The sequence below is a fragment of the Sphaerisporangium fuscum genome (genome assembly GCF_018531465.1).
Classification (GTDB): domain Bacteria; phylum Actinomycetota; class Actinomycetes; order Streptosporangiales; family Streptosporangiaceae; genus Sphaerisporangium; species Sphaerisporangium fuscum.
On the sequence record NZ_JAHDTF010000004.1, the window covers coordinates 128,505 to 153,856 of the forward strand.

The 25,352-nt window shown below is 71.3% G+C and carries 26 protein-coding genes; 16 read left to right on the plus strand and 10 right to left on the minus strand.

Annotated elements, in window-relative coordinates; translation table 11 throughout:
* Positions 1 to 72: 72 nt before the first annotated feature.
* Positions 73 to 642 carry a superoxide dismutase family protein gene (locus KIK05_RS05595; RefSeq protein WP_214409467.1) on the plus strand — a complete coding sequence of 190 codons (570 nt, stop codon included), beginning with the start codon at positions 73 to 75 and terminating at the stop codon, positions 640 to 642.
* A 17-nt stretch (positions 643 to 659) separates the two neighbouring features.
* Here the strand turns inward: KIK05_RS05595 and KIK05_RS05600 are convergent, their stop codons facing one another.
* The gene (locus KIK05_RS05600; RefSeq protein ID WP_214409468.1) at positions 660 to 1,940 is read right to left on the minus strand and encodes a serine/threonine-protein kinase; all 1,281 of its coding nucleotides are present in this window, start codon (positions 1,938 to 1,940) and stop codon (positions 660 to 662) included.
* A gap of 185 nt (positions 1,941 to 2,125) precedes the next feature.
* Between KIK05_RS05600 and KIK05_RS48745 the strand changes: the two genes are divergently transcribed.
* Entirely contained in the window at positions 2,126 to 2,863 is a 738-nt protein-coding gene (locus tag KIK05_RS48745) for a DUF4097 family beta strand repeat-containing protein (RefSeq protein WP_214409469.1), read from the plus strand.
* 185 nt (positions 2,864 to 3,048) lie between these two features.
* Positions 3,049 to 3,642, plus strand: a complete 594-nt coding sequence (locus KIK05_RS05610) for an NADPH-dependent FMN reductase (protein ID WP_214409470.1) — start codon at positions 3,049 to 3,051, stop codon at positions 3,640 to 3,642.
* A 3-nt stretch (positions 3,643 to 3,645) separates the two neighbouring features.
* Here KIK05_RS05610 and KIK05_RS05615 read toward each other — a convergent pair whose 3' ends face one another.
* The 7 genes from KIK05_RS05615 to KIK05_RS05645 all read right to left on the minus strand — a co-directional run bounded on the left by KIK05_RS05615 (position 3,646) and on the right by KIK05_RS05645 (position 10,140).
* The gene (locus tag KIK05_RS05615) at positions 3,646 to 4,293 is read right to left on the minus strand and encodes a DsbA family oxidoreductase (protein ID WP_214409471.1); all 648 of its coding nucleotides are present in this window, start codon (positions 4,291 to 4,293) and stop codon (positions 3,646 to 3,648) included.
* A 170-nt stretch (positions 4,294 to 4,463) separates the two neighbouring features.
* The gene (locus tag KIK05_RS05620) at positions 4,464 to 5,723 is read right to left on the minus strand and encodes an RNA polymerase sigma factor (protein ID WP_214409472.1); all 1,260 of its coding nucleotides are present in this window, start codon (positions 5,721 to 5,723) and stop codon (positions 4,464 to 4,466) included.
* On the minus strand, positions 5,720 to 6,076 hold the full coding sequence (locus KIK05_RS05625) for a YciI family protein (RefSeq protein ID WP_214409473.1): 357 nt from the start codon (positions 6,074 to 6,076) through the stop codon (positions 5,720 to 5,722). Before KIK05_RS05625 ends, KIK05_RS05620 begins: the two co-directional genes overlap by 4 nt.
* 136 nt (positions 6,077 to 6,212) lie before the next feature.
* On the minus strand, positions 6,213 to 6,884 hold the full coding sequence (locus KIK05_RS05630) for a FadR/GntR family transcriptional regulator (protein ID WP_214409474.1): 672 nt from the start codon (positions 6,882 to 6,884) through the stop codon (positions 6,213 to 6,215).
* Positions 6,885 to 7,060: 176 nt separating this feature from the next.
* Positions 7,061 to 8,191: an MBL fold metallo-hydrolase gene (locus tag KIK05_RS05635; protein ID WP_308249768.1), complete on the minus strand. Its 1,131-nt coding sequence runs from the start codon at positions 8,189 to 8,191 to the stop codon at positions 7,061 to 7,063.
* A complete protein-coding gene (locus tag KIK05_RS05640; protein ID WP_214409475.1) occupies positions 8,188 to 9,348 on the minus strand; it encodes a steroid 3-ketoacyl-CoA thiolase in 1,161 nt (386 codons plus the stop codon). The genes KIK05_RS05635 and KIK05_RS05640 overlap by 4 nt, the downstream gene beginning before the upstream one ends.
* Positions 9,349 to 9,450: 102 nt before the next feature.
* A complete protein-coding gene (locus tag KIK05_RS05645) occupies positions 9,451 to 10,140 on the minus strand; it encodes a TetR family transcriptional regulator (protein WP_250562301.1) in 690 nt (229 codons plus the stop codon).
* A gap of 223 nt (positions 10,141 to 10,363) precedes the next feature.
* On the opposite strand from KIK05_RS05645, the gene KIK05_RS05650 reads away from it, so the two are divergent.
* The 6 genes from KIK05_RS05650 to KIK05_RS05675 are packed head-to-tail and all read left to right on the plus strand — an operon-like array spanning position 10,364 to position 16,832.
* Positions 10,364 to 12,022, plus strand: a complete 1,659-nt coding sequence (locus KIK05_RS05650) for an AMP-binding protein (RefSeq protein ID WP_214409476.1) — start codon at positions 10,364 to 10,366, stop codon at positions 12,020 to 12,022.
* Positions 12,022 to 13,107: an acyl-CoA dehydrogenase family protein gene (locus KIK05_RS05655; RefSeq protein WP_214409477.1), complete on the plus strand. Its 1,086-nt coding sequence runs from the start codon at positions 12,022 to 12,024 to the stop codon at positions 13,105 to 13,107. The genes KIK05_RS05650 and KIK05_RS05655 overlap by 1 nt, the downstream gene beginning before the upstream one ends.
* The gene (locus tag KIK05_RS05660) at positions 13,107 to 14,261 is read left to right on the plus strand and encodes an acyl-CoA dehydrogenase family protein (protein ID WP_214409478.1); all 1,155 of its coding nucleotides are present in this window, start codon (positions 13,107 to 13,109) and stop codon (positions 14,259 to 14,261) included. Before KIK05_RS05655 ends, KIK05_RS05660 begins: the two co-directional genes overlap by 1 nt.
* Before the next feature lie 18 nt (positions 14,262 to 14,279).
* Positions 14,280 to 15,233: a bifunctional MaoC family dehydratase N-terminal/OB-fold nucleic acid binding domain-containing protein gene (locus KIK05_RS05665; RefSeq protein ID WP_214409479.1), complete on the plus strand. Its 954-nt coding sequence runs from the start codon at positions 14,280 to 14,282 to the stop codon at positions 15,231 to 15,233.
* Positions 15,233 to 15,640 (plus strand): MaoC family dehydratase, encoded by a 408-nt coding sequence (locus tag KIK05_RS05670; protein ID WP_214409480.1) that lies wholly within the window; start codon positions 15,233 to 15,235, stop codon positions 15,638 to 15,640. Before KIK05_RS05665 ends, KIK05_RS05670 begins: the two co-directional genes overlap by 1 nt.
* A gap of 16 nt (positions 15,641 to 15,656) precedes the next feature.
* Positions 15,657 to 16,832 (plus strand): lipid-transfer protein, encoded by a 1,176-nt coding sequence (locus KIK05_RS05675; RefSeq protein WP_214409481.1) that lies wholly within the window; start codon positions 15,657 to 15,659, stop codon positions 16,830 to 16,832.
* Between the two features lie 357 nt (positions 16,833 to 17,189).
* On the opposite strand, the gene KIK05_RS05680 is transcribed toward KIK05_RS05675, so the two are convergent.
* Positions 17,190 to 19,337 carry a hypothetical protein gene (locus KIK05_RS05680; RefSeq protein ID WP_214409482.1) on the minus strand — a complete coding sequence of 716 codons (2,148 nt, stop codon included), beginning with the start codon at positions 19,335 to 19,337 and terminating at the stop codon, positions 17,190 to 17,192.
* 384 nt (positions 19,338 to 19,721) lie between these two features.
* Here KIK05_RS05680 and KIK05_RS05685 point away from each other — a divergent pair, with 384 nt between their 5' ends.
* Genes KIK05_RS05685 through KIK05_RS05700 form a run of 4 tightly spaced genes read left to right on the plus strand, consistent with a single transcriptional unit; the run spans position 19,722 to position 23,059 of the window.
* Positions 19,722 to 20,774, plus strand: coding sequence for an ABC transporter ATP-binding protein (locus KIK05_RS05685; RefSeq protein WP_214409483.1), 1,053 nt, complete (start codon positions 19,722 to 19,724; stop codon positions 20,772 to 20,774).
* Entirely contained in the window at positions 20,767 to 21,432 is a 666-nt protein-coding gene (locus KIK05_RS05690; RefSeq protein ID WP_214409484.1) for an ABC transporter permease, read from the plus strand. Before KIK05_RS05685 ends, KIK05_RS05690 begins: the two co-directional genes overlap by 8 nt.
* Positions 21,429 to 22,100, plus strand: a complete 672-nt coding sequence (locus KIK05_RS05695) for an ABC transporter permease (protein WP_214409485.1) — start codon at positions 21,429 to 21,431, stop codon at positions 22,098 to 22,100. Before KIK05_RS05690 ends, KIK05_RS05695 begins: the two co-directional genes overlap by 4 nt.
* A 38-nt stretch (positions 22,101 to 22,138) precedes the next feature.
* A complete protein-coding gene (locus KIK05_RS05700) occupies positions 22,139 to 23,059 on the plus strand; it encodes an ABC transporter substrate-binding protein (protein ID WP_214409486.1) in 921 nt (306 codons plus the stop codon).
* 61 nt (positions 23,060 to 23,120) lie between these two features.
* Here KIK05_RS05700 and KIK05_RS05705 read toward each other — a convergent pair whose 3' ends face one another.
* Complete coding sequence (locus KIK05_RS05705; RefSeq protein ID WP_214409487.1) at positions 23,121 to 23,555, minus strand: CBS domain-containing protein; 435 nt, start codon at positions 23,553 to 23,555, stop codon at positions 23,121 to 23,123.
* Positions 23,556 to 23,639: 84 nt separating this feature from the next.
* Between KIK05_RS05705 and KIK05_RS05710 the strand changes: the two genes are divergently transcribed.
* The 3 genes from KIK05_RS05710 (at position 23,640) to KIK05_RS05720 (ending at position 25,273) form a co-directional block, all read left to right on the plus strand.
* Positions 23,640 to 24,119, plus strand: coding sequence for a flavin reductase family protein (locus KIK05_RS05710; RefSeq protein ID WP_214409488.1), 480 nt, complete (start codon positions 23,640 to 23,642; stop codon positions 24,117 to 24,119).
* Positions 24,120 to 24,181: 62 nt separating this feature from the next.
* On the plus strand, positions 24,182 to 24,655 hold the full coding sequence (locus tag KIK05_RS05715; RefSeq protein WP_214409489.1) for an RrF2 family transcriptional regulator: 474 nt from the start codon (positions 24,182 to 24,184) through the stop codon (positions 24,653 to 24,655).
* Between the two features lie 162 nt (positions 24,656 to 24,817).
* Positions 24,818 to 25,273 (plus strand): carboxymuconolactone decarboxylase family protein, encoded by a 456-nt coding sequence (locus tag KIK05_RS05720; RefSeq protein ID WP_372455567.1) that lies wholly within the window; start codon positions 24,818 to 24,820, stop codon positions 25,271 to 25,273.
* The last annotated feature ends 79 nt before the right edge of the window (positions 25,274 to 25,352 follow it).

Genomic DNA, 25,352 nt, shown 5'->3' on the forward strand with positions numbered 1-25,352 from the left:
GCCTTATCCGCTTGCCGGGTATATCCGCAAATGCCGGTCGAAAGGCAACACAAGTAGGGCGAGGGGGACGTTATGCGGGCGGTACGTGTGGGGGTCGCGGCCGTGGTGATGCCGTTGGCGATGGTGGGCGCGGGGGCGATGCCGGCGGGGGCGGCGCCCGATCCCGAGCCGGTCATCGCGGTCGGGCGGTTCATGCCGTACTCCAACGACCAGACCACCATCACCTACGACCCCAAGCTCGTGCCGTCGGGCGCCACGGCCGGGGTCGCCTACCTTCCGGGCCGCGACGTCTCCAGCGTCCGGCTGCAGGTGCAGGGCCTCCTCCCCGACCGCAAATACGGCGCGCACGTGCACACCAAGCGGTGCGGCGCCAAGCCCGAGGACGCCGGACCGCACTACCAGCACAAGCAGGACCCGGTCACCCCCTCCACGGACCCCAGGTACGCCAACGCCCGCAACGAGGTCTGGCTCGACTTCACCACCGACGCGCACGGCAACGCCTCGTCGGTGTCGACTCTGAACTGGAAGTTCACCGACAGGCATCCGCAGTCGATCGTCATCCACGCCGACCACACGCACACCGACCCCGGGCACGCGGGTACGGCCGGTGCGCGGCTGGCCTGCATCAGCGTGAACTTCTGACGGCAGGGTACGCGCGGTCAGGAGGAGCGGGACGCCGTGCCGAAGTAACGGGGTTCTCCTGACGCGGTCACCTGGAAACGCACCTGCTCGGACCCGTCGGGCGACAGGTGCAGGCTGCCCTGCTTGCACTCTTCGCCGTGGACCTCGTCGAGCCGGAAGTCCGGCTCCGCGGGCTTCCCGCCCACCTTGGTCAGCCGGCCGACGCAGTGCAGGTCGGCGCCCCACCTCATCGTCCCGCCCCCGCCGGCCGTGTCCACCCTGATCTCCACCGGGAACACGCGGCCGGCGGTGGGGTGCTCGGCGACGCCGGTCCAGCGGCCGGCGTACGAGAACGCGGCGGCTCCCCCTCCCCACCACAGCGCGGCCGCGGCCACGCCCGCCGCCAGGACGGCGAGCCCGCCCACGACGGCGGGCCACCGTCGCCGCACCCGGCCGCCGGCGGAGGCGAGGGTGGCGCCGGTGCTCAGCATCCGGCCGGGAGGGACGGCCGCCGGCCCCTGCCCGATGAGGTGGCGCAGCGCCTCGTCGGCGCTCGGCCGGTCCGCCGGGTCGGAGGCCAGGCAGGCGACGACGATCTCGTGCAGCCGCCCGGTGAGAGGAGCGAGGTCGGGCTCCCCGAAGAGGATGCGGCCGAGGACGGCCTCGGAGGAGCCGGCGGCGTAGGCGTGCCGCCCGCTCGCGGCGAACGCCACGGTGAGAGCCCAGCCGAACATGTCGGCCGCCGGCCCCGCGGGCTCGCCCCTGAGCTGCTCGGGGGAGAGGTACGCCGGGGTGCCCACGGGCGTGCCGCCCGTCATGGAGGCGGCGTCCATGATGCGGGAGATGCCGAAGTCGATGACCCGGGGACCGTCACCGCCGATCAGGACGTTCCCCGGCTTGAAGTCCCGGTGGACGACGCCCGCGCCGTGGATCGCCGCGAGCGCGGTCGCCGTCCCCACGGCCAGACGGTCGAGGGAGCCGCCGGTGCGCGGCCCCTCGGCCGTGATGTGCTCCTGCAGCGAGACGCCCTCGACGTACTCGCTCACGATGTACGGCCGGTCGCCCTCGAGGTCGGCGTCGAGCACCTGCACCGTGCAGAACGGGGCCACCCGGCGCACCGCCTCCACCTCGGCGGCGAACCTCCGGCGGGCCCGCTCCTCGTCGAGCCGCGCGTGCATGAGCTTCACCGCGACACGGGCGCCCTGAGGGGAGAGGCCGAGGTACACCACTCCCTGACCGCCGCGACCGAGCCGCCCGGTGAGGCGGTAGGCGCCGAGGCGATCCGGGTCTTCCGCGCGCAAGGGGGCCGGACCTGACATGTGGACATCCTTACCATGAGCGCGCTCCCCATGAGGACGGCGGCGAAGGCGCACGGCGAGGAGTGCCGGCGTCCGGGCTCCTCCGATCGGCCGATCTTCCGGCGGTTTCCGTGGACGAATGTCCGATGGCCCGCCACCAGACGTACGGCGAACCTGGACGGGTGATTCCCAGAGCTTTGATACTCGTGGCGACGGCGGCCGGCGTGCTGACGGCGAGCGGCTGTGGCGCGTTCTCCGCGGACGCGAAACGGAGCGACTCCCGGGAGTTCGCCTACACGGCGGCGAAGCTGGTGATCGAGGCCAGAGGCACTCCCGTGCGCCTCGAACCCGGCGTCGCCGGCAAGATCCGCGTGGAGAGGCGGCTGACCGGCAAGGCCGCCGAGCAGGGCAACGCGCCCCTCACCCTGGAGGGCCAGAAGCTGCACGTCGGCGTCGTCTGCTCGGGCATCGTCATCAACTGCGGCGCCGAACACACCATCCAGGTCCCGCCCGGCGTGACGATCGAGGTCGACGGCGACGACAAGGTCAACGCCGTCCGCCTCGCCCAGCCCGTGAAGATCACGGCCAGGGACGACAACGTGCACACCGACGGCATGACGGGACCGCTCGAAATCGTGACGGGCGGCGACATCGTGGCCCGCAGGACCGGTTCCCCGCAGGTGACCGCACGCTCCACCGACGGGCACGTGTCGCTCGCCTTCAGCGCGGCGCCCACGAAGGTCGAGGCCGTCTCCAGGGACGGGGCGGTCGACCTCACGGTGCCCAGGACCGCCGGCGCCTACCGCGTCACCACCGCGAGCGACGACGGCAGGGCGACGTCCGAGATCCCGAACGACCGCAAGGCCACCCGCACCCTGAACGCCCGCTCCGGCACCGGGGAAGTCCGCGTCCGGTGGGCCGGCGGGGCCGCCGGAAAGGAGTGACGGGGAAAGCGCAGGTCAACGGCCGGGAATGGGCAGGCCGGGGCACGGTGTTGGGGGGAGCCGGGGGCGCAGGAGCGCCGCCCGGCACACGCCGGAGATCGAGGATTCCGGCGGGCACCGACATCGACGACACGTCTGCGGGCAGCCGCAGACAGTACGTCACAGCGCCACAGAGGAAGACGCACATGTCCAAGCCGACCTTGCAGATCATCATCGGCAGCACCCGCCCCGGCCGCGTCGGGCCCCGGGTCGCCGAATGGTTCCGGGAGCGGGCGGCCGCCCACGGCATGTTCGACGTCGAGGTCGTCGACCTCGCCGAGGTGAACCTGCCGCTGTTCGACGAGCCGCACCACCCGCGTCTTGGCCGGTACGTCCACCAGCACACCAAGGACTGGAGCGCGACCATCGGCCGCGGCGACGCCTACGTGTTCGTCGTCCCCGAGTACAACCACGGCTTCAACGCCGCCACCAAGAACGCCATCGACTACCTGCACGCCGAGTGGCGGCACAAGCCGGTCGGGTTCGTCAGCTACGGGGGTGTGGCCGCCGGGACGCGCGCCGTGCAGATGCTCAAGCAGGTCGTCACGGCGGTGAAGATGGTGCCGGTCGTCGAGGCGGTCAACATCCCGTTCGTCCACCAGTCGCTCGACGCCGACGGCAGGCTGACGCCCAACGAGGCCATGGAGACGGGCGCCAAGGGCCTGCTGGACGGCCTGGCGGCCTGGACGAAGGCCAGCGCGACGCTGCGCGAGAAGGACGGCTCCGCCCAAGCCGCCTGACCTTCAGCGGGTGGCCGTGGCGCGTCCGTGGGCCTGGCGCAGCGCGGCCAGGAACGTCTCGACGGGCTGGGCGCCGGAAACGCCGTACGCGCGGTCGAGCACGAAGAACGGCACACCGCTCACGCCGAGCGCCTGGGCCTCACGGATGTCCTCCTCGACGTCCCGGACGTGGTCGTCGCCGCCCAGCATGCGCCGCGTCTCCTCGGCCGGCACGCCGATCTCGGCCCCCAGCCGGACCAGCGTCTCGGCGTCGTCGACGGCCTCACCCTCGACGAGGTGCGCGCGCAGCAGCCGCTCGTGCGCCTGATCGCCCAGGCCGTGCGCCTTCGCCAGGTGGGTCAGCCGGTGGGCGTCGAAGGTGTTGACCATGACGGCCCGGTCGAAGTCGTACGCCAGGTCCTCCTGCGCGCCCAGGGCCTTGACCCGTTCGGTCATCGTCCGCACCTGCGCGGCGGTGCCGCCCATCTTCTTGGCCAGGGCCTCGTGGACCGGTTCGCGGACGCCCTTCGGATGCGAGGGGTCGAGCTGGTAGCTGCGCCACACCACCTCGACCTCTCCGGCGTGCTCGAACCCGGCCAGTGCCTTCTCCAGACGCCGCTTGCCGATGTAGCACCAGGGGCACACGACGTCGGACCAGATCTCGACGCGCACTGACATCTCCTCGCTCACCAGCAGGTCCCGTCCGAGCAGGCCGGGGCGTCGTCCGTGCCCAGCACCACCAGGCGCGGCGCGACCGGCCGCACCGGCGTCCCGGGCTCCGGGACGTCCGTCGGCTGCGAATCCTCAGAATCCTGTACTTGCCTCACAAATCGTGCGCAACATCACGGGACGTCACATGTTCCGGAAAGGTCGGCGGCACGCGCGTCGAGGTAGCGCTTCTCGGGGAGGCTGGTGGCGTAGCGGGACGCGGTGCGGTAGCTGTCACGGGCGTCCTGTCCGCGACCGGCCATCTCGAGAAGGTGGGCGCGCACGGCGTGGAGCCGGTGGTGGCGTGCCAGGCGGTCGTCGGCCTCCAGCTTCGCCACGATGTCGAGACCCGCCTCCGGGCCGTGCACCATCGCGACGGCGACGCTCTTGCTGAGGGTCGCCATCGGGTTGGGCGCCAGGCGTTCGAGCAGCTCGTACAGCGCGACGATCTGCGGCCAGTCGGTGTCCTCGGCCCGCCGCGCCTCGTCGTGGACCGCCGCGATCGCCGCCTGCAGCTGGTACGGCCCGAGCCGCGACGTCGCCGCCAGGGTCTCGCTGATGAGCGCCACGCCTTCGGCGATGAGCTCCTGATCCCACCGGTCGCGGTCCTGCTCCGGCAGCGGGACGATCGAGCCGTCCTCGTGGGTGCGGGCCTCCCGGCGGGCCTCGGTCAGCAGCATGAGCGCCAGCAGCCCGGCCGCCTCGGCCTCGTCGGGGAGCAGCCGGTGCACCAGGCGGGCCAGGCGCACCGCCTCCGCGGTGAGGTCGTGGCGCTGCAACCGGGAGCCGGAGGTGACGGCGTAGCCCTCGTTGAACATCAGATAGAGGACGTGCAGCACCGCCTTCAGGCGTTCGGCGCGCTCGGCCGCCGGGGGAGGGGCGAATTGCGCGCCGGCCTTGCGGATGGTCTGCTTGGCCCGGCTGATCCGCTGCGCCATGGTCGCCTCGGGGACGAAGAAGGCGTGGGCGATCTCGGCGGTGCTCAGGCCGCCGACCGCCCGCAGCGTGAGCGCGATCTGCGACGGCGGCGACAGCGACGGGTGGCAGCACAGGAACAGCAACGTCAGGCTGTCGTCGTGCCCGCCGGGCGACGGCTGGTCGGCGGGGGCCGCGACGAGCATGGAAGGCGGGGTGGCCAGCAGGTCGGCGTCCTCGCGGCGCCGGCGCGCGACGTCGCTGCGTACCCAGTCGGTGAACCGCCGCGTCGCGACCGTCACCAGCCACCCGTACGGATTGCCGGGGGTGCCCTGTTCGGGCCACTGCGTGGCCGCCGCCAGCAGCGCCTCCTGCACCGCGTCCTCACAGGTGTCGAACCGCCCGTAGGAGCGCATCAACGCGGCCAGGACCTGCGGCGCCAGGCGGCGCAGCAGGTCCTCGAGCGGCTCGTCGCTCAAAGCTCGTTCCCTGGGGCCTCGTGCAGGATCGGCCAGACCTCGACCTCCTTGAGCGCGGCGAACGGCAGCTCGGCGGCGATCTCCAACGCGCGCTTCTCACTGTCGACGTCGATGAGGTACCAGCTGGCGAGGTACTCCTTGGTCTCCAGATAGGGCCCGTCGGTCACGGCCACCGCACCGTCGCGCACCCGCACCGTCTTGGCCTGCACCGCGTCGGCGTTGCCGTACGCGCCGAGCAGCTCACCGGTCTCCTTGAACCTGCGGTTGAACGCGTCCTGCTCGGCGATGGCCTTCTGGAACTCCTCGCCGGACAACGACTCCCACAGCTCCTGGTTGCCATAAATAATGATCATGTACTTCACTGCCGGCTCCCTTCCGCCGGACGCCCCTCCTGGACGCCCTCCACCAACTGGTCGAAGCCGACACAGCCCCCTCGACATCCCGCTGGCGGAAATTGCTTCGTGGGTTCTCGTCAGAGCATCCGACAGGTCAGAGGGCGCGGCGGAGCCATTCCTCGACGCCGGCGATGTGGACGGTGGCCCAGGCTCGGGCGATGTCGGGCTGGTGGGTGGCGATGGCCTCGTAGATGGCGGTGTGCTGTTCGCGGGTCTTGGCGGTGGCGCCTTCCTGGGTGAGGCCGCGCCAGATGCGTGCCCGCGTGGTGGGGCCGGAGAGGCTCTCGATCAGCGAGCACAGGACGGTGTTGCCGGAGCCCCGGGCGATGCGCTGGTGGAACTCCAGGTCGTTGGCCACGAGCTGTTCGACGCTCGGGTCCTCGGGGAGGGCGTCGAGGATCGCGCGCAGTTCTTCGATGTCGTCCGGCCCCATGCTGGTCGCCGCCATGGCGGTCGCGGCGGGTTCGAGGATGCGGCGGACCTGGAAGAACTCCAGCACGGTGTCGTCGCGGTGGAAGTCGACGACGAAGGTGAGGGCGTCGAGGAGCAGCCGTGGCTCCAGGCTGGTGACGTAGGTGCCGTCGCCCTGCCGCACGTCGAGCACGTTGATCAGGGCGAGCGCGCGGACCGCCTCTCGCAGGGAGTTGCGGGACAGTCCGAGGCGCTCGGCGAGGTCGGCCTCCTTCGGCAGCCGCGCTCCCGGGGCCAGCTCGCCGGAGACGATCATGCCCTTGATCTTGTCGATCGCAGCGTCCGTGACCGCCACGGAGTCACCACCTCTGGATTTCGCACACCACGTGCTCAGACATCGGAGGTTTATGAGTCTAGGCCTGTTTTCCGCGCGAGCCCGAATCACCCGGGTCAGACACTGTCTGCGGCCGGGGCGCTGTCGGCGATCAACCAGATCGATGAGGGCGATGTACGGAAAACGGGCCCAAGGGCTCAGCGTCGCGAGGCGGTGAACCGGATCGGAGCCCCTGGAGCGCCGGGCAGGCGGCGCGCCAGGCCGCGCGCCTCCAGCGTGCGCAGGTGGGCGGCCGCCTCCCCGGCGGCCATGCCGCGCTGCTGTGGCCCGAGGTCGGACCACGAACGGTTCCAGGGCATGTGTTCGGCGACCTCCCAGATCGTCACGGCCGGGAGCCCGGCGAGCAGGTCGTGCAACCGCAGCAGCCTCTGTTCGTGGTGGTCGCGGATCTCGGCGGCGCGGGCGGCCGCGTCGGGGAAGGCCCATTCGTGCGCCGGCAGGGCTTCGACGTCGGGCATGCCGGTCACCAGGTCCAGGGATGCGAGGAAGTCACCGAGCGGATCGACGTCGTCCCGGTCATAGGGATAAAGGCCGATATGGGGGGTGATCCCGGGCAGGACGTGGTCGCCGGTGAAGAGCCGCCCGGCGTCCTCCAGGTGCAGGCAGATGTGCCCAGGGGTGTGCCCCGGGGTCCAGACGGTACGCAGCCTGCGGCCCGGCACGTCGACGAGGTCCCCGTCCCGCAACTCCAGATCGGGCGCGGCGGGCGGATCCGGCCGTTCCCACCGGTCCGGCTCGGGGCCGGCGGCTCCGGGCTCCTTCCCGGGGCCGGTCCCGTCCGTTGGTGAGGAGTCGGCGCCGTCCAGGGCAGGGGCGGGACGGCCGGTGGACGGCGTCGGTCCGGGTGCGTCGGGCTCGCCGCCGGCGCGGCGGATCATCTCGGCCTGGAAGGCCCGCTGGGTGGCGCCGTCCATGCCGCGGATCAGCCGTACGAGGGCGGCGTCCGCCTCGTGCATCGCGATCCAGCCGCCCGACTCCTCGCGGACCCGTCCCGCCAGCCCCGCGTGGTCGGGATGGTGATGCGTCACGACCACCCCGCGCACCGTCCGCACGTCCATGCCGACGGCCGCCAGCCCGTCGCGCAGCGCGAGCCAGGCGTCCTCGTGGTTCCACCCGGCGTCGACCAGCACCGGCCCGGACGGCGACTCCACGGCGTACACCAGGGTGTACCCCAGGGGGTTGCCGGGGATGGGCACCGGGACGCTCCACACCCCGCCGCCGAGGTCCATGGGCCGCTGCGCGCCGTACGGCCTGCGCCGCGTCCTCACACGCGCTCGAGGACGGTCGCGGTGGCGAGGGCGCCGCCGGCGCACATCGAGATGAGCGCGGTGGAGGAGTCCGATCTCTCCAGCTCGTGGAGGGCCGTGGTCACCAGGCGCGCGCCGGTGGCCCCCACGGGATGGCCGAGCGCGATGGCCCCGCCACTGACGTTGACCTTCTCCATCTCCGGCTCGTGGACGCTCGCCCACGACAGGACTACCGCCGCGAACGCCTCGTTCACCTCGAACCTGTCGATGTCGCCCATGGTCATGCCGGACATCCCCAGCGCCTTCGCCGTGGCGGCCACCGGACCGTCCAGGTGGTAGTACGGCTCGGCGCCGACCAGCGCCTGGGCCAGGATGCGGGCGCGGGGCCGCAGGCCCTGCCGTGCGGCGGCCTCCTCGCTCATCAGCAGCACGGCCGCCGCGCCGTCGGAGACCTGGGAGGAGGTGCCCGCGGTGTGCAACGTGTTCTCGCCGAGCACCGGCTTGAGCGTGGCCAGCCCCTCGGCCGTCGTCTCGCGCAGCCCCTGGTCGCGCTTCACCGTGCGGCTCTCGCCGGTCGGCCGTCGCTCCTCGTCGAGCACCGGCGCGGTGACCGGGATGATCTCTCGGTCGAACCTGCCGTCGGCCCACGCCTTGGCGGCGAGCTGCTGGGAACGCGCGCCGAACCAGTCGAGCCGTTCCCGCGTGAGCCCCCGCCGCCGGGCGATGCGTTCGGCCGCCTCGAACTGGTTGGGCATGTCGATGGACCAGTCGTCGGGGCGGGGCTTGGCGGGCAGGACGTTGCTGCCGAGCGGCTGGCGGCTCATGACCTCGACCCCGCAGGCGACCCCGACATCGATCACGTCCGACCGGATGAGCGCCGCGACCAGGTGGACCGCCTGCTGGGAGGAGCCGCACTGCGCGTCCACGGTGGTCACCCCCGCCTGGTAGGGCAGGCCGGCGTACAGCCAGGCGTACCGGCCGACGTGCCCGCCCTGCTCTCCGGCCTGGGTCACGCACCCGGCGAACACCTGCCCGATCGTCGCCGGGTCGACGCCGGACCTCTCGACCACGCCCTTCATGGCCGTCGCGAGCAGTGCCTGGGGTTTGACCCCCGCGAGCCAGCCGTTCCGCTTGCCGATCGGGGTGCGTACGGCCTCGACGATCACCGGCGTGCCCATGCGGGCCTCCTCTGGCGTCAGAACCTCGTCCAGCCGAACTGTAACCGGTTCTATTTTCCAGCGGAAGTGGGTGTTTCGCGGCCCTCGGCGCGCAGGGCCGCCTTATTGGGCGTTCGGTCGAATAGCGGCGAAGTCGGCGAGAAGACGGTCGGCGGCGATTTCGATGCGGCGTTGGATCTGCTCGTAAGTGCGCCGGCCGCGCAGCATTTCGAGCAGCTCGTGGACCCAGACGCTCGCCAGCGAGCCGGCGAGGGCGAACTGCTCCTCGGTGGCCGACTCGGTCGTCAGCCCGTCGCCGGAGACCCGCAGCAGGAGGCCCGCCATGCGGTCGCCGAAGGGCGTGTCGACCTCCGCCATGATGAGCGAGCGGATCAGCGCGTCGGCCAGCTCGGGCTCGCGCATGAGCCCGCGCGTGGCGCGCATGAGCACGTCGACCGCCCGCCCCGCCGGGGACGTGGCGCTCGGCGGTCGCCGCTCGATGCTGCTCTCGAGCAGGTCGATCTCTTCGCCGACCACGGCGACGACGAGATCCATCTTGGACGGGAAGTAGCGGTAGAGCGTGCCGAGGGCGACGCCGGCTCGCTCGGCCACCGTGCGCATCTGCATGGCCTCGACACCGCCGCGGGACGCGAGCGCCGCGGCGGCCTGGACGATGCGCTTGCGCCGTTGGTGCTGGCTGCGCGTGCGGACGCCGGAGGAGACCGGGGCCGCCGAAGACGGGTGCGCCGCGTGGTCGCCCTCGGGCCCAATAGGGGCGGGGGCGGCCGCGGTGCCTGCATGCGGGGTGCGCATGAGAACACGTTACCGGATTACTCGCAGGTAGGGCTTGTTACTGACCAGTCACAACGAATGCCGGTCTTCCATGACGTTTGTGTTGCGAAGAGATGTCAGAGGGTTGTCACCTGAATTGGCCCTGGACAGTTATTAGAATGTGTTCTAGTTTGCGGCTGACCGGTTTGATCGGCCGGCGGGGCTCCACGGGCCGATCACAGGCGGAGACCTGCTTGGAGGCGTCATGTCGGCGGACACGCTCGCGGGGCTGCTCCGGTCGCGGGCGCGGGACGACCGGCCCGGCCTGCTGTTCGAGGGCCGGACGTGGTCGTGGCGCGAGTACGTCGCCGAATGCCGCCTCCGTGCCGCCTGCCTGGAGGAGGCCGCCCGTCGCCGGGACGCCCCCCACGACCGCCCGCTGCACTTCGGCGTGCTCTTCGACAACGTGCCCGAGCTGCTGTTCCTCCTGGGCGGCGCCGCGCTGTCCGGGCACGTGCTCGTCGCCCTGAACGCCACCAGGAGCGCCGAGGAGCTGGTCAGGGACGCCCGTGCGACGGACGTCGAACTGCTGGTGCACGAGCCGTCGTACACCGAGGTCGCCGCCCACGTGGCCGAGCGCCTCGAGCTCCCGGCCGTCCCTGCCGACCCGGGCGGGGGGATGAGCGGCGGGCACGACCCGGCCGAGCCCGGCCCGGGGGCGTACGATGCCGCGGCCCCGAGCGACCTGGTGATGCTGATCTTCACCTCCGGCACCTCCGGACGGCCCAGGGCCGTGAAGGTGACCCAGCGCAAGATCGCCATTCCCGGCACGTCCCTGGCGGCCATGCTGACGCCGCAGGACGTCGTCTACTGCTCCATGCCGCTCTTCCACTCCGGCGCGATCATGGCCGCGTACGCCCCGGCCGTCGCCAGCGGGGCGGCGATCGCGCTGCGCAGGCGGTTCTCCGCCTCGGGCCTGCTCCCCGACCTGCGGCGGTACGGCTGCACGTACCTGCAGTACGTCGGCAAGGCCCTGTCGTACGTCCTGGCCACCCCCGAACGGCCCGACGACGCCGACAACCCGCTCCGGATCGCCTTCGGCAACGAGGGAAGCGCGACCGCGACCAGGAGGTTCGCCGAACGGTTCGGCTGCCGCGTCGTCGACTCCTTCGGCTCGACGGAGACCGCCATCTCGATCACGCCCGTCCCCTCCGGCCCGCCGGGCAGCCTGGGACGCCTGCCGGAAGGGGTGGAGATCCGCGACCCGTCCACCGGCCGCCGCTGCCCGCCCGCGATCCTCCAGGACGGCCGCCTGGTCAACGGGCACGAGGCCGTCGGCGAGCTGGTGAACACGCGGGGTGTCGGCCTGTTCGACGGCTACTACAACGACCCCGAGGCCGACGGCGAGCGGGTCAGGGACGGCGCCTTCTGGAGCGGTGACCTGGCGTACGCCGACCCGGACGGCTTCGTGTACTTCGCCGGGCGCGGCACCGAGCGGCTGCGGGTCGACGGCGAGAACCTCGCGGTCGCGCCCATCGAGGCGGTGATCCGTGAGTTCCCCGGGGTCGTCGAGGCGGCCGTCTACCCCGTCCCGGACGCGGCGGCCGGCGACCAGGTGATGGCCGCGTTGGTGCTCGACGGCGGTTTCGACCCCGGCGCCTTCGCCGCGTTCCTCGCCGGGCGGCGGAACCTCGGGAGCAAGGCGCTGCCGCGGTACGTGCGCGTGGCGAAGGAACTCCCGCTGACCCCGTCGCACAAGGTCGTCAAGCGTGTCCTCGCCGCCGAGGGCTGGCGGGCCGGCGACCCGGTCTGGTGGCGTCCACCCGGCGCCCCGGACGCCTTCCGGGAGCTGACCCCGGCCGACCTGGCCGCGATCGAGGACGAGTTCAGCCGGCACGGCCGGCGGCACCTACTGGAGCGCTGATGGATTTCACCCTGGACGAGACACAGGCGGAGCTGAAGGAGCTCGCCGCGGGGCTGTTCGGCCGGGAGGCCTCCCAGGAGCGACTCGCGGAGCACGACAGGAGCGGCCGGCCGTACGACGCGGAGCTGTGGCGGGCCGCCGCGCGGGCGGGCCTGGTCGGCGCCTGCCTGCCGGAGGAGGCGGGCGGCGCCGGGCTCGGCGCGGTGGGCATGGCGGTGGTGCTGCGCGAGGCCGGCGCCCACGTGGTGCCCGTCCCGCTGCAGGACTCCCTGGTGGCGGGCCTGACGATCGCGCGGTACGGCACGGCCGGGCAGCGTGAGAGGCTCGGCCGCCTGGCCGAGGGCGGCATCGTGCTGACCGCCGCGCCGCTGGAACCGGGCCGGGACCTCGGCGCCGCGCCGCTCACCACCGCCCGCGAGTCCGGCGGCGCGTGGCTGCTGTCGGGGCGCAAGAGCATGGTGGCGTACGCCGCCGAGTCCGAGGCCGTGCTCGTGCCCGCGAGCACCGAGCAGGGGGTCGGGCTGTTCCTGGTCAGGCCGGAGGCGGCGGCCCCGCAGCCGGTGCCGACCGCGACGGGGGAGCCGGCGGCCGTGCTCACCCTCGACGGGACCCCAGGTGAGCCGGTGGGCGAGCCGGACGGCGCGGCGTTCGGGACGCTGAGGCTGCTCGCGCTGGCAGCGCTCACCGCGAGCGCGTCCGGTGTGCTGGCGGGGGCGCTGGAGCTGACCACCGAGTACATCAGGACGCGCCGGCAGTTCGACCGCGCCCTCGCCAAGTTCCAGGCCGTGACCATGCAGATCGCCGACGTGTACATCGCCGGCCGGGCGCTCGACGTGGCGGTCTGGTCGGGGGCGTGGCGGATCGACCAGGGGCTCGACGAGGAGGCCGATCTGGACCTCGCCGTCGCCGCGCACACCGTGACCGACGCGGCCCTCGTCGCCCTCTACACCTGCCAGCACCTGCACGGCGGCATCGGGCTCGACATGACGTACCCGCTGCACCGCTACTTCGCCTGGGGCAAGCACCGAGCCCACCTCCTCGGTGGCGTGGAGGCCCGGCTCGACACGTTAGGAGCGCTCGTCTGATGCTGATCGACCTCACTCCCGAGCAGAAGCGGCTCCGCGACGAGCTGCGCGAATACTTCACCGCCTGCCTGACGGACGAGGACCGCAAGAAGATCGCCCAGGACCCGTTCGGCGAGGCGTACATCGAGCACTGCCGCAGGCTCGGCCGCGACGGCAAGCTCGGCCTCGGCTGGCCCGAGGAGTACGGCGGGGGCGGGCTGGGGCCGCTGGAGCAGCAGATATTCGCCAACGAGATCGCCCGCGCCGAGGTCCCGTACCCGATCATCACGCTGCAGACGGTGGGGCCGACGCTCATGCAGTACGGCACCGACGAGCAGAAGGAGTTCTTCCTGCCGCGCATCCTCGCGGGGGAGTGCCACTTCGCCATCGGCTACAGCGAGCCGGGCGCCGGGACCGACCTCGCCTCGCTGCGCACGACGGCGGTACGGGACGGCGACCACTACGTCGTCAACGGGCAGAAGATCTTCACTTCCGGCGCGCACTACGCCCAGTACATCTGGCTGGCCGCGCGCACCGACCCCGGCGCCAAGAAGCACCGCGGCATCTCGATGATGATCGTCGACACGACCGACCCCGGGTACTCCTGGACGCCGATCATCACCATGGACGGGCGCCACCACACCAACTCCACCTACTACAGCGACGTCCGCGTCCCGGTGAACATGCTGGTCGGCGAGGAGAACAAGGGCTGGGACCTCATCGTCAACCAGCTCAACCACGAGCGGGTCACCCTCGGTCCGGCGGGCAACCTCGCCCACGTGTACGACCGGTTCGTCGCCTGGGCCCGGCGCACCGGGGCCGTCGAGCAGCCGGCGGTACGGCGGGCCGTCGGGCGCGTGTACGCCTACTTCCGCACCAACGAGCTGCTGAACTGGCAGGTCGCGGCCAACATGGGCCTCGGCTGGCTGGGCGCCCCCGACGCCTCCGCGACCAAGATCTACGGTTCGGAGCGCATGCAGGAGGTCGGCAGGCTCGTCGGGGAGGTCCTGGCCCGGTACGGCGACCCGTCCGACCCGGAGACGGCCGCGTTCATGGACCTGCTGGACCACGCGGTCAAGGGAGCGGTCGTGCTGACCTTCGGCGGCGGGGTCAACGAGGTGCAGCGCGAGCTCATCGCGATGCTCGGCCTCAGCCTGCCCCGCCCGCCCCGCTGAGATCACCGAGGAGACGGATTGACGACGACGGCTGAATCGATCGTCCACGAGCGGCTGACCGCTCTCGCCGAGCGGCAGATCGCGCTGGGCGAGACGCGGGGGGCCGCCGCGGCGGATCCGGTGAACCTGCCCATGATCCACCACTGGACACAGGCCATGGGGGACGCCAACCCGGTCTACACCGACGAGGAGTTCGCGGCGGCGAGCGTGCACGGGCGCATCGTCGCGCCGCCCGCCATGGTGCAGGTGTGGACGATGCCGGGGCTGATACGCGACAAGGGCGTCACGCCGGTCGACGAGGTGCTCGCCGCCCTGGACGAGAACGGCTTCACCGGCGTCGTGGCCACCAACTGCGAACAGACCCATCACAGGTACCTGGGGCTGGGTGAGCGGATCGTCCCGGCTACGCGGATGACCGGGTTGTCGGGGCCGAAGACGACGGCGCTCGGCGTCGGATATTTCGTGACCTGGGTGGTGACGTGGTATTCGGCGGACGAGCCCGTCGCCGAAATGATGTTCCGGATACTCAAGTTTCGTCCCAGGGAGAAGAAAACAGCGCCCGAGAAGCGCAAGCCGTACCCCTTGAAACCCGCGATCAACCGGGATACCGCGTTCTTCTGGGAGGGTGTGCGGGAAGGCGAACTACGGATCCAGAAATGCGGCGACTGTGGTGAGCTGCGGCATCCGCCCGGACCGATCTGCCCTTCCTGCCGGTCGGCGAACCGTTCGTACACCGTGGCGAGCGGGCTGGGCGAGGTCCACAGCTACGTCGTGCACCACAACCCGCCGGTGCCGGGAATCGAGACGCCTTTCGTGGTGGCGGTCGTCCAACTGCCGGAAGGGACGCGCATCGTCGGGAACGTCGTGGAATGCGCCCCGGAGAAGGTGAGCATCGGCATGCCGCTGCGCGTGACGTATCGCGAGATGGACGACGAGCTGACCCTGCCGATATGGATACCCCGGGAGTCCTGATGCGCACACTGGCGGAGAACGACATCGAACTCGGAGCGGCCCTGCCTCCCCTGCGCGTCGAGCTGACCCCGACGACGGTCATCTCGACCGCGCTGGCCACCCGGGACTTCACCCCGGTGCACCACGACGTCGAGCGGGCACGGGCCCAGGGCTCCAAGGACATCTTCCTGAACATCCTCACCACGATGGGGCTGGTCGAGCGGTACGTCACCGACTGGGCAGGCCCCGAGGCGCTGGTCAGGGGCATCAACGTCCGGCTGGGCGTCCCCGCGTACGCCGGCGACACCCTCACCTTCAGCGGGACGGTCACCTCCCGCGACGGCGGCGAGGTGACGGTCGCGGTACGCGGCACGGTCAGCCTCGGCGACCACGCCACCGGCACCGTCCGCCTGTTCCTCCCCACCTGACCGGAAGAGGTACCGCGTGCACTCGCTTTCCCGGCGTACGGCCATCGCCGGCATCGGCGCCACCGACTTCTCCAAGGACTCCGGCCGCTCGGAGCTCCAGCTCGCCGCCGAGGCCGTCCTCGCCGCGCTCGACGACGCCGGCCTGTCGCCGTCCGACGTGGACGGCCTGGTCACCTACACGCAGGACGCCAACCAGGAGATCGGGGTGGCGCGTGAGGTGGGCATCGGCGACCTCACGTTCTTCTCCCGCGTGCACTACGGGGGAGGCGCGGCCTGCGGGACCGTGCTGCAGGCCGCGATGGCCGTCGCGACGGGGACGGCCTCCACGGTGGTCTGCTACCGGGCGTTCAACGAGCGGTCGGGACGAAGGTTCGGCCAGCCGGACGCCCGGCTCGGCGGCGAGCCGTCCTCGCAGGGCCTGGAGATGAGCTGGCACGTGCCGTACGGGCTGATGACCCCCGCCGCGTGGGTCGCGATGTTCGCCCGGCGGTACATGCACACCTACGGCGTGACCTCGGAGGACTTCGGCAGGGTGGCCGTGGCGATGCGGCGCCACGCCGCCACGAACCCGGCGGCGTGGTTCCACGGGCGTCCCATCACGCTGGAGGAGCACCAGCGGTCGAAGTGGATCGTGGAGCCGCTGCACCTGCTGGACTGCTGCCAGGAGAGCGACGGCGCCGTGGCCCTCGTCGTCACCTCCGCCGAGCGGGCGCGGGACCTGCGGCGGCCCCCGGCGATCATCACGGCGGCGGCGCAGGGCTCGGGGGCCGGGCAGATGATGATGACGAGCTTCTACCGGGACGACATGTCGGGTCTGCCGGAGATGGGGGTCGTGGGGCGCGGCCTATGGGAGATGTCGGGAATGTCGGTTGCAGACATCCAGACGGCGATCCTGTACGACCACTTCACGCCGTTCGTACTGATGCAGCTGGAGGAACTGGGATTCTGCGGCAGGGGCGAGGCCAAGGACTTCGTCGCCGACGGCGGCATCGAGATCGACGGCCACCTCCCGGTCAACCCGCACGGCGGCCAGCTCGGCGAGGCGTACATCCACGGCATGAACGGCATCGCCGAAGCCGTCCGCCAGATCCGCGGCACCGCCGCCAACCAGGTCCCCCACGTCCAGAACACCCTCATCACCGCAGGCACCGGCGTCCCCACCAGCGGCCTGATCCTCTCCAAACACCCCTGACAACCTCCCCACACCGGCCCCCCATCACCGCCCCCTTCCCCTCACCGCCCCCTTCCCCTCACCGGCCCCTTCCCATCACCGGCCCGGCCCTTGCCGGTTCGATCGTCCTAGCGATTGCCCGTCCGGCGTCGCCCCGTCGGCCTCCCCCGGTGTTCCAGGCGTCTTGTGAGGGCGCCGAGGCGGTGGGGTGGTGGTCGGCGGTGCCGGCGCCCCTTTACGGCGGGGAGGCCGGCACTCGCTCTTGCCCGGCCGATTTCCTCCGGTGTTGCATGGCGTCTTGTGAGGGCGCCGAGGCGGTGGGGTGGTGGTCGGCGGTGCCAGCGCCCCTTTACGGCGGGGAAGCCGGCACTCGCGGGGTCAGTGGGTGATGAACGTGCCCATGGAGAAGAAGACGAGCAGGGCTATCGCCACGCACAGGAGCAGTCCGCCCAGTTCCCAGAGCCAATCGTAGTGGTGTTCACCCAGCTTGATCGGCTTGAGGCGCTTATGCCGGCGGGGACGGGAGGACCATGGCTTCGCCGCCGGTTCCGCCGGCATCTCCTCCGCGGCTTCCGCCACCTCCGACCCGGCGGACCCGGCCGATCCAGCCGATCCGGTCGTGACGATCGCCGGCGTCATCAGGCCGGGGTCGGTGTCCGCCAGCGGGTCCGGACGGTAGGTCGCCGAGCCCGCCTCCTGCCCGAACGCCCCGAAGGTCGCGGAGGCCCCGGAGGTGCCGGGAGTCCCGGAGGTGCCAGAGGTGCCGGGAGTCCCGGAGGTGCCGGACGTGCCGGGAGTCCCGGAGGTCGCGGAAGTGCCGGACGTCCCTTCGGGGGCCTGCACGTCCTCCGAGCGGGCGGCTTCCGTTGTGGCGGGGACAGTGGGTGCCGCCTCCTGCGCCCGAGGCGTGCCCCTTCGTGAAGGAGGCGGGAGTTCCACCAGGGCGTTCGACCACGCGTCCTGAGGACCGAGCTCCACCAGGTTGCTCGGCCACCCGTTCGGTGATTCCATCCACGCGGGGGAGGAAACCTGACCGGAGGGTGGCTGCTGCTCGGGTGACGGTTCGTCAGTGGCCGGCACGGGTTCCGCCGCCGACGGCTTGGGTGCCGACCGGCGCTTCAGCACCGCACCCGCGGCGGCGACGAGCTTCGCCAAGGCGCTCCGCTTCTCTCCCGACGCCTCCGAGCCTGGAACGACGGCGGGTGCCTTGAAGCCCGGCACAACGGCGGACGCTTCGAAGCCCGGCACGACAGCGGGCGTCGCCGCGCTGGGAATGACAGCGGGCGCCTCGAAGCCGGGCACGACGGGGAGCGCGTCCGGGCCCCGGGTTCCGGTGTCCCTCTGAGAGAGGGGAGCGGCCGGCGGCATGTCCTGACGCCACGGTCGCCCGGCGCCGTTCGCCGGTACGTCCGAACCGAGCCACGCCTCGGGGGCCGGGGGCTCCTCGTGGTGGGAGGCCGGGACGTCGTCGGCGGTGGCCGGTGCCGTCGCGTGCTTTGACCGGTCGGGGCGGGGGAAGGCGAAGGTGCGCTGGAGGGTGGGCCAGTGGCCGGTGGACAGGGCACGGCGGAAGGGCGAGACCTTCTCGGCGAGCGACCCCTCGCTGACCCGTCCCTCGGCCGAAGATCCCTCGCGGCCCCGCCTCTCGGCCGGCGTTTCCTTGCGGGCCCGCTTCTCCGTCGGTGAAGCCCCGCGGCTGTGCTCCTCGGCGAGCGACTCCTCGCGGGCCCGTTGCCTCTCGGCGAGCATCGGCATCGGTTCGGTCGTGGCCTCGTGCTTGGACCTGCGGCCTCGCCGGGCGGGTGGCGACACCTCGGCGTTCGTCACGCGCTCGGGGCCGCCGGAGGGCAGCGGCCACTGCGGCGTGATGGGCCAGAGCCGGTCGCCCTCCGGCCGTACGGCGGCGCCGGCCGCGGGTCTGTCGTCGGGGATCCTGCTCAGGACGCGTGCCCGCAGCCCCGGCGACGGCGCGCGCCAGGGCAGGCGGGCCAGGGCGTACTCGGGCCGCGCGGTCAGCAGCGTCTCGTACACCTGCGCCGCCTGTGCCGGCACCCGGCCGGCGGCGCGGGCGGAGGCGACCGCCGAGGTGAGGGAGTGGGTGAAGCGCTGGCGGCCGCTCACCACGAGGTCCTCGGCGGTGTCGGCCGCCACGTCGAGCACCCAGGCCAGCTCGACCGTGTCGAGCCCGCAGACGGCCGACAGCAGCAGCACCTCGCGCTGGTGGGGACGGATCTCGCGGAAGACGCGTTCGATCAGCGCCACGGCCGGGTCGGCGTCGGGGTCCACCGCGGGAAAGGAGTAGGCGACGTCCCGGCGGTAGATCTCGCGGCGCGCGAGGGCGTACAGCGCGGCGCGCGGCGGCTCCAGGGCCGGGACGTTGGCGAGAACGGCGGTCAGGGCGTCGGCGGCGGAGGCGGTGTCGCCGAGCTGGTCGTGGCAGTACGCGAACAGGCCCGCGGCGTGACGGTCGTAGAGCTCTGCGACCAGCTCGGACCTCGATCGCTGGTCGATGAGCGGTTGGGTCACAGCCGTACCTCTGGAATTCTCGTGCGGGCTGGGCGGTTTGGCCTGGCTGAGGAGGATAGAGGCGGAACTCGGGAGCCAATCATGCCAAGCCTGTCACCGTGCGCGCGTTGATCGATGCCACTTTGATAGATATCGCGAAACTACCAGGAAAGAAGCGGGATGACGGCGGACGTTCGATCTTTTGGGGAACCATGACAAGCCGGTAGCACCGGTTGTCGTGGGACAGATAGGTCGTGATCCCCATAGGGTGTGTCGGGAAAGATCCGTTAGACCCGCGGTCGGATCGTCACCTACCGTGGGGGCTGCCGAGCGGGCGGTGGCCGTACGCAGCCGACTCGACGATTCCGGGCCAAGCGGACCCGGCCGAGAAGCACGAGGTCGTGCGTGATCACATTTGAAGGCGTCACCAAGCGTTACGACGACGGGACGGTGGCCGTCGACAATCTCAACCTCCAGGTGCCGACGGGCGCGATAACGGTGTTCGTCGGGCCCTCGGGCTGTGGCAAGACGACGTCACTGCGAATGATCAATCGCATGATCGACGCCACCGAGGGGCGCATTCTCCTCGACGACGAGGACGTCCGCGCCATCGACCCGCCGACGCTGCGCCGGGGCATTGGGTACGTCATCCAGCAGTCGGGCCTGTTCCCGCACCGCAAGATCGTCGACAACGTCGCCACCGTGCCCTACCTCCTGGGCTGGGACAAGAAGAAGGCGCGCGCCCGGGCCATGGAGCTGCTGGAGCGCGTCGGGCTCGACACCAAGCTGGCCGAGCGGTACCCCTTCCAGCTGTCCGGCGGGCAGCAGCAGCGCGTCGGCGTGGCCCGGGCCCTCGCGGCCGACCCGCCCGTGCTGCTCATGGACGAGCCTTTCAGCGCCGTCGACCCGGTCGTGCGCACCAGCCTCCAGGACGAGCTGCTCCGGCTCCAGTCGGAGCTGCGCAAGACCATCGTGTTCGTGACCCACGACATCGACGAGGCGATCAAGCTGGGCGACACGGTGGCGGTGTTCCGCGTCGGCGGCCATCTCGCCCAGGTGGCCGACCCCGCCACCCTGCTGGCCGAGCCCGCCGACGACTTCGTCGAGGGCTTCCTCGGCAAGGACCGCGGCATCCGCCGGCTCTCGTTCGTCCCGGCGCGCGGTCTGGCCGTGCGTTCCGAGCCGGCCGTCCCCGGCTGGAAGGTCGTCCTGGACGACGACCGCCGCCCGCTCGGCTGGTCGTCCGGCAACGGCGCCGCGGACGTCGACCGGCTCATGCCCTTCGGCACCTTCGACCTGGAGAACGACTCCCTGCGCGCCGCCCTCGACGCCGCGCTGCTCGCCCCGTCCGGTTGCGCGATCGCGGTGGACGGCGAGGGCAGGTTCACGGGTGTGGTGACCCGGCAGGCCCTGGACGAGGCGCTGGCGCGGGCGACGGGGGCGGTCTCCGATGGGTGACACCGAGCCGCTGATCCGCTGGGACTGGATCGGCAGGAACTGGCCGAACATCCAGCACCTTCTCGTCGACCACGTGATCATGGCGCTGGTGCCGGTGATCCTCGGCCTGGTCGTCGCCCTGCCGCTGGGCCTGGCGAGCGCGCGCTGGCGGGTGCTCTACCAGCCCACCGTCGGCCTGATGAACGTCGTCTACTCTCTGCCGTCGCTGGCGGTGTTCATCGTCCTGATCCCGCTGACCGGCCTCGCCGAGCAGACGACGGTGATCATCCCGTTGACGTTCTACTCCCTCGCTGTGCTGATCCCGGCCGTGGTGGACGGCCTCGGCGCGGTCCCCGACCACGTGCGCCAGTCGGCCGTGGCCATGGGATTCGGCCAGATGCGGCGGCTGCTGCAGGTCGAGCTGCCCATCGCCGTGCCGGTGGTGCTGGCGGGCCTGCGGGTGGCGACGGTCTCCAGCATCAGCCTCGTCAGCGTGGGCGCGCTGATCGGCCGCGGCGGCCTCGGTTACCTGTTCATCGACGGGTGGCAGCGCCAGTTCTACACGCCGATCATCGTCGGCATCGTGCTCGTCGTGGCGCTCGCCGTGCTCGCCGACGGACTCCTCGTCCTCGCGCAGCGCCTGCTGACGCCGTGGGCCCGCGCCAGGAGGACCGCGTGAACTGGCTGATCGACTTCTTCGGTGACTCCGCCAACTGGTCGGGTTCGGGCGGCATCCCCGTCCGGCTCCTGGAGCACATCGAGTTCTCGCTGGTCGCCCTGGCCCTGTCGATGCTCGTGGCGATCCCGCTCGGCCTGTTCATCGGCCACAGGCGCAAGGGCGCCGTCGTGGTGGTGGTCGCGGCCAACGCGGCGCGGGCGCTGCCCACCCTCGGCCTGGTGGTGCTGATCGTGCTGCTGGTCGGGGTGGGGACGACCTGGCCGGTGCTGGTGCCGCTGGTGGCCCTCGCGATCCCGCCCATCCTGGTCAACACCTACGAGGGCATCCGCGGCGTCGACGAGGACCTGCGCGACGCCGCGTACGGCATGGGGCTGCGCGGCGGCCAGGTGCTGATGAAGGTGCTCGTCCCGGTGGCGCTGCCGCTGATCCTGCTCGGGCTGCGCATCGCGGCGATCCAGGTGGTCGCGACGGCCACCGTCGCCGCGTACGTCGGTCTCGGCGGGCTCGGCCGCTACATCATCGACGGGCTCGCGACCAAGGACTTCCCGAGCACGCTGGGGGGAGCGGTACTGGTGGCGCTGCTGGCGCTGTTCGTGCAGCTTCTTTTCGGCCTGCTGCAGCGCGTGGTCGTCTCCCCGGGGGTGAGCAGGCGCGCCAAGGTCCGCTAGTGTCTATTACCCCCCGAATTGGAAGGGAATTTTGCAGGATGAGGCGTATCATCACCACCGCGGCGGTCGCCCTCACCGCGGTGTTCACCCTAGGCGCGTGCGGTGGCGGTGACCCGCTGAGCACCACCTCCAGCGCCAGCGCCGCCCCCAGCGCGTCCGGCTCCGGCGGCGGCGCGAAGGTCGTCGTCGGCTCCGCCAACTTCCCCGAGAACGTGCTGCTGGCGTCCATCTACTCCCAGGCCTTGCAGGCCAAGGGCGTGCAGGTGGAGGAGAAGTTCAACATCGGCAGCCGCGAGGTCCTCTACGACCAGGTCAAGAGCGGCGCCCTGACGGTGCTCCCCGAGTACAACGGCGGTCTGCTCAGCTTCCTCGACCCCAAGACCACCGCGGCGAGCAAGGACGACGTCAACGGCGAGCTGAAGTCGAAGCTCCCCGCGGAGCTGGAGATCCTCGACTCCTCGGCCGCCGAGGACAAGGACTCGCTGTCGGTCACCAAGGAGACCGCCACCAAGAACAACCTGACCACCATCGAGGACCTCGCCAAGGTCGGCAAGGACTTCGTGGTCGGCGGCCCGCCGGAGTTCAAGAAGCGCCGGGAGGCCCAGTTCAAGGACGTCTACGGGCTGACGTTCAAGGACTGGAAGCCGACCGGTGACACCACGGCCGACGCCATCAAGAGCGGCGCTGTCCAGGTGGGCAACGTGTTCACGACCGACCCCAAGATCCTGATCAACGGCCTGGTGTCGCTGGGGGACCCGAAGCACGTCTTCAGCGCCCAGAACGTCACCCCGCTCGTCAACAAGGCGGGCGCCGACGACACCGTCCGCACGACGTTGAACGCCGTGTCGGCCAAGCTCGACACCAAGACGCTGGGCGACCTGATGAAGCGCGTCGCCGTCGACAAGGACGACCCGCCGGCCGTCGCGAAGGACTGGCTCACCCAGAACGGCCTGAGCTGACCCGCGCGTGAAGGGCCCCGATCGCGAGCCGATCGGGGCCCTTTGCGCTGGGACGGACGGGTCAGGCGCTCGCGTAGATGCGGTGGACGAACTCCGCCAGCTTGGTGTCGGGCAGTTCCTTCGCGAGGTCGGCCTCACTGATCATGCCGACGAGGCGGTGGTTGGAGATCACCGGCAGCCGCTTGATCCGGTGCTGCTCCATCGCGGTGAGCGCGTCCTCGATGCTGGTGTCGGCGTCCACCCACACCAGCCCGCCGGCCAGTTCGCCGGCCGTGGTGCGGTCGATGTCCTTGCCCTCCGCGATGCACTTCACCACGATGTCGCGGTCGGTGATGATCCCCTTGAGCCGGTCGTCCTCCCCGCAGATCGGCAGCGCGCCGACCCCGAGGTCGCGCATCATCTGGGACGCCCTGCGCAGGCTCTCGTGCTCGCCGACGCACTCGGCGCCGGCGTGCATCACGTCCTGCGCCCTCTTGCTCTCTCCTGCAGTGGTCATTGATGCCCCCGAAGACTCGATAGCCCTTTCTATGGAGGTATACCCAGGTATGTCCGCTTCCTTCGCGTGGTAGGAGTGGTGACCATGAACGAGTACACCGAGGCGATGAGGCAACTCGTCGCGGGGGTCACCGTGGTCACCGTGCGTGACGGGCGTGACGACATCGGGACGACCGTCACCACGTTCGCCTCACTGTCCGCCGACCCCCCGATGGTCATGCTCAGCCTCACCTCCTCGGCGTACCTGTGCGAGGTGCTGCTGCGCCAGGACCGCTGGGCCGCGAGCCTGCTGTCGGGCGGTCAGGCCGTGGTGGCCAGCCGGTTCGCCACCCCCGGACGTCCGAGCGCACGCCTGCTGCTCGCCGGCACGCCACACCACCGCGGGACGCACACCGAGGCGTTCGTCGTCGACGGCGGGGTCGCGGCGCTGGAGGCCGAGACCGCCCGTGTGATCCCCGGGGGGGATCACACGCTGTTCCTCGCGCAGGTCCTCGGCGTCGACTACGTGAACCCCTCGCTCCCGCCGCTGGTACGGCTGCGTGGCCGGTACCGGGCGACCACCTGAGAAGAAGGCGGGTGGAGGCGCGAAGGCCGGAAACCTGGATGTGGTATATCTAGATTATGCGGATGAGCGAAGGCGTCGAGTGGGCGATTCACTGCTGTCTGACCCTGGCATGGCTGGGGGACGAGCGGCCGGTGCCCACCGCGAAGCTGGCGGGCGGCTACGAGTTGCCGCCCGCGTACCTGAACAAACAGCTTCAGGCGCTGGTCAAGGCCGGCATCCTGGCCTCGGTCGCCGGGGCCAGGGGTGGCTTCCGGCTGGCTCGGCCGCTCGAGAAGATCACGCTCATGGACGTCGTGACGGCCATCGAGGGGCCCGACGAGGCGTTCCAGTGCACCGAGATCCGGCAGCGCGGCATGGGGGCGGAGGCGCCCGAGAGGCTGTACCGCGCCCCGTGCGCCGTGTCGACCGCGATGCGCAAGGCCGAGATGGCGTACCGGCGGGCGCTCGCCGCCCAGACCCTGGCCGAGGTGCGCGAGGCGGCCGAGCGTCACGCGCCCGACCTCGGTGAGGGCGTCCGGCGGTGGTACGCCCGCTGATCTTCGTTTGAAGAAGGAGGGCCGGCGCGGAGGCGGGAGAAGAAACTGGACATTCAATATCTTGATTCGTCGCCCGTAGATCGGACCCTTCCCGACAGGCCCACGGCGGCCACCGCCGTACCTCACATCACCACGAAACGGAGTAACGCCATGCAGCCACGGATGAGCAGCTTGAGCAAGATCAGCAAGGGCGTCCAGGGCATGTACGCCGTCGAGGCATTCCTGAAGAACTGCCCGCTTCCGCAGGCCACGCTCGAACTGGTGAAGATCCGGGTCAGCCAGATCAACGGGTGCGGGTTCTGCCTGGCGATGCACAACGACGACGCCAAAAAGGCCGGCGAGACCGACGAGCGGCTCTACACGGTGGCGGCCTGGCGCGAGGCGCCGTTCTTCACCCCCGAGGAGCGGGCCGCGCTGGCGCTGGCCGAGGCCGCCACCAGGATCGCCGACAACGGCGAAGGTGTGCCCGACGAGGTCTGGGACGAGGCCGCCGACCACTACGACGAGGAGTCCCTCGCCGCGCTCGTGCTGGCGATCGCCCAGATCAACGCCTGGAACCGCATCAACGTCACCATCCGGTCCGTGGCCGGCACTCACCGGGAGCTCCTGAAGTCCTAGAGCTCCCTCGGCCTGACGGCCATCCGTCTCCCGCCGCGGACGTTCTCCTCGTCCGCGGCGGGAGGCCGTTTCATGTCAC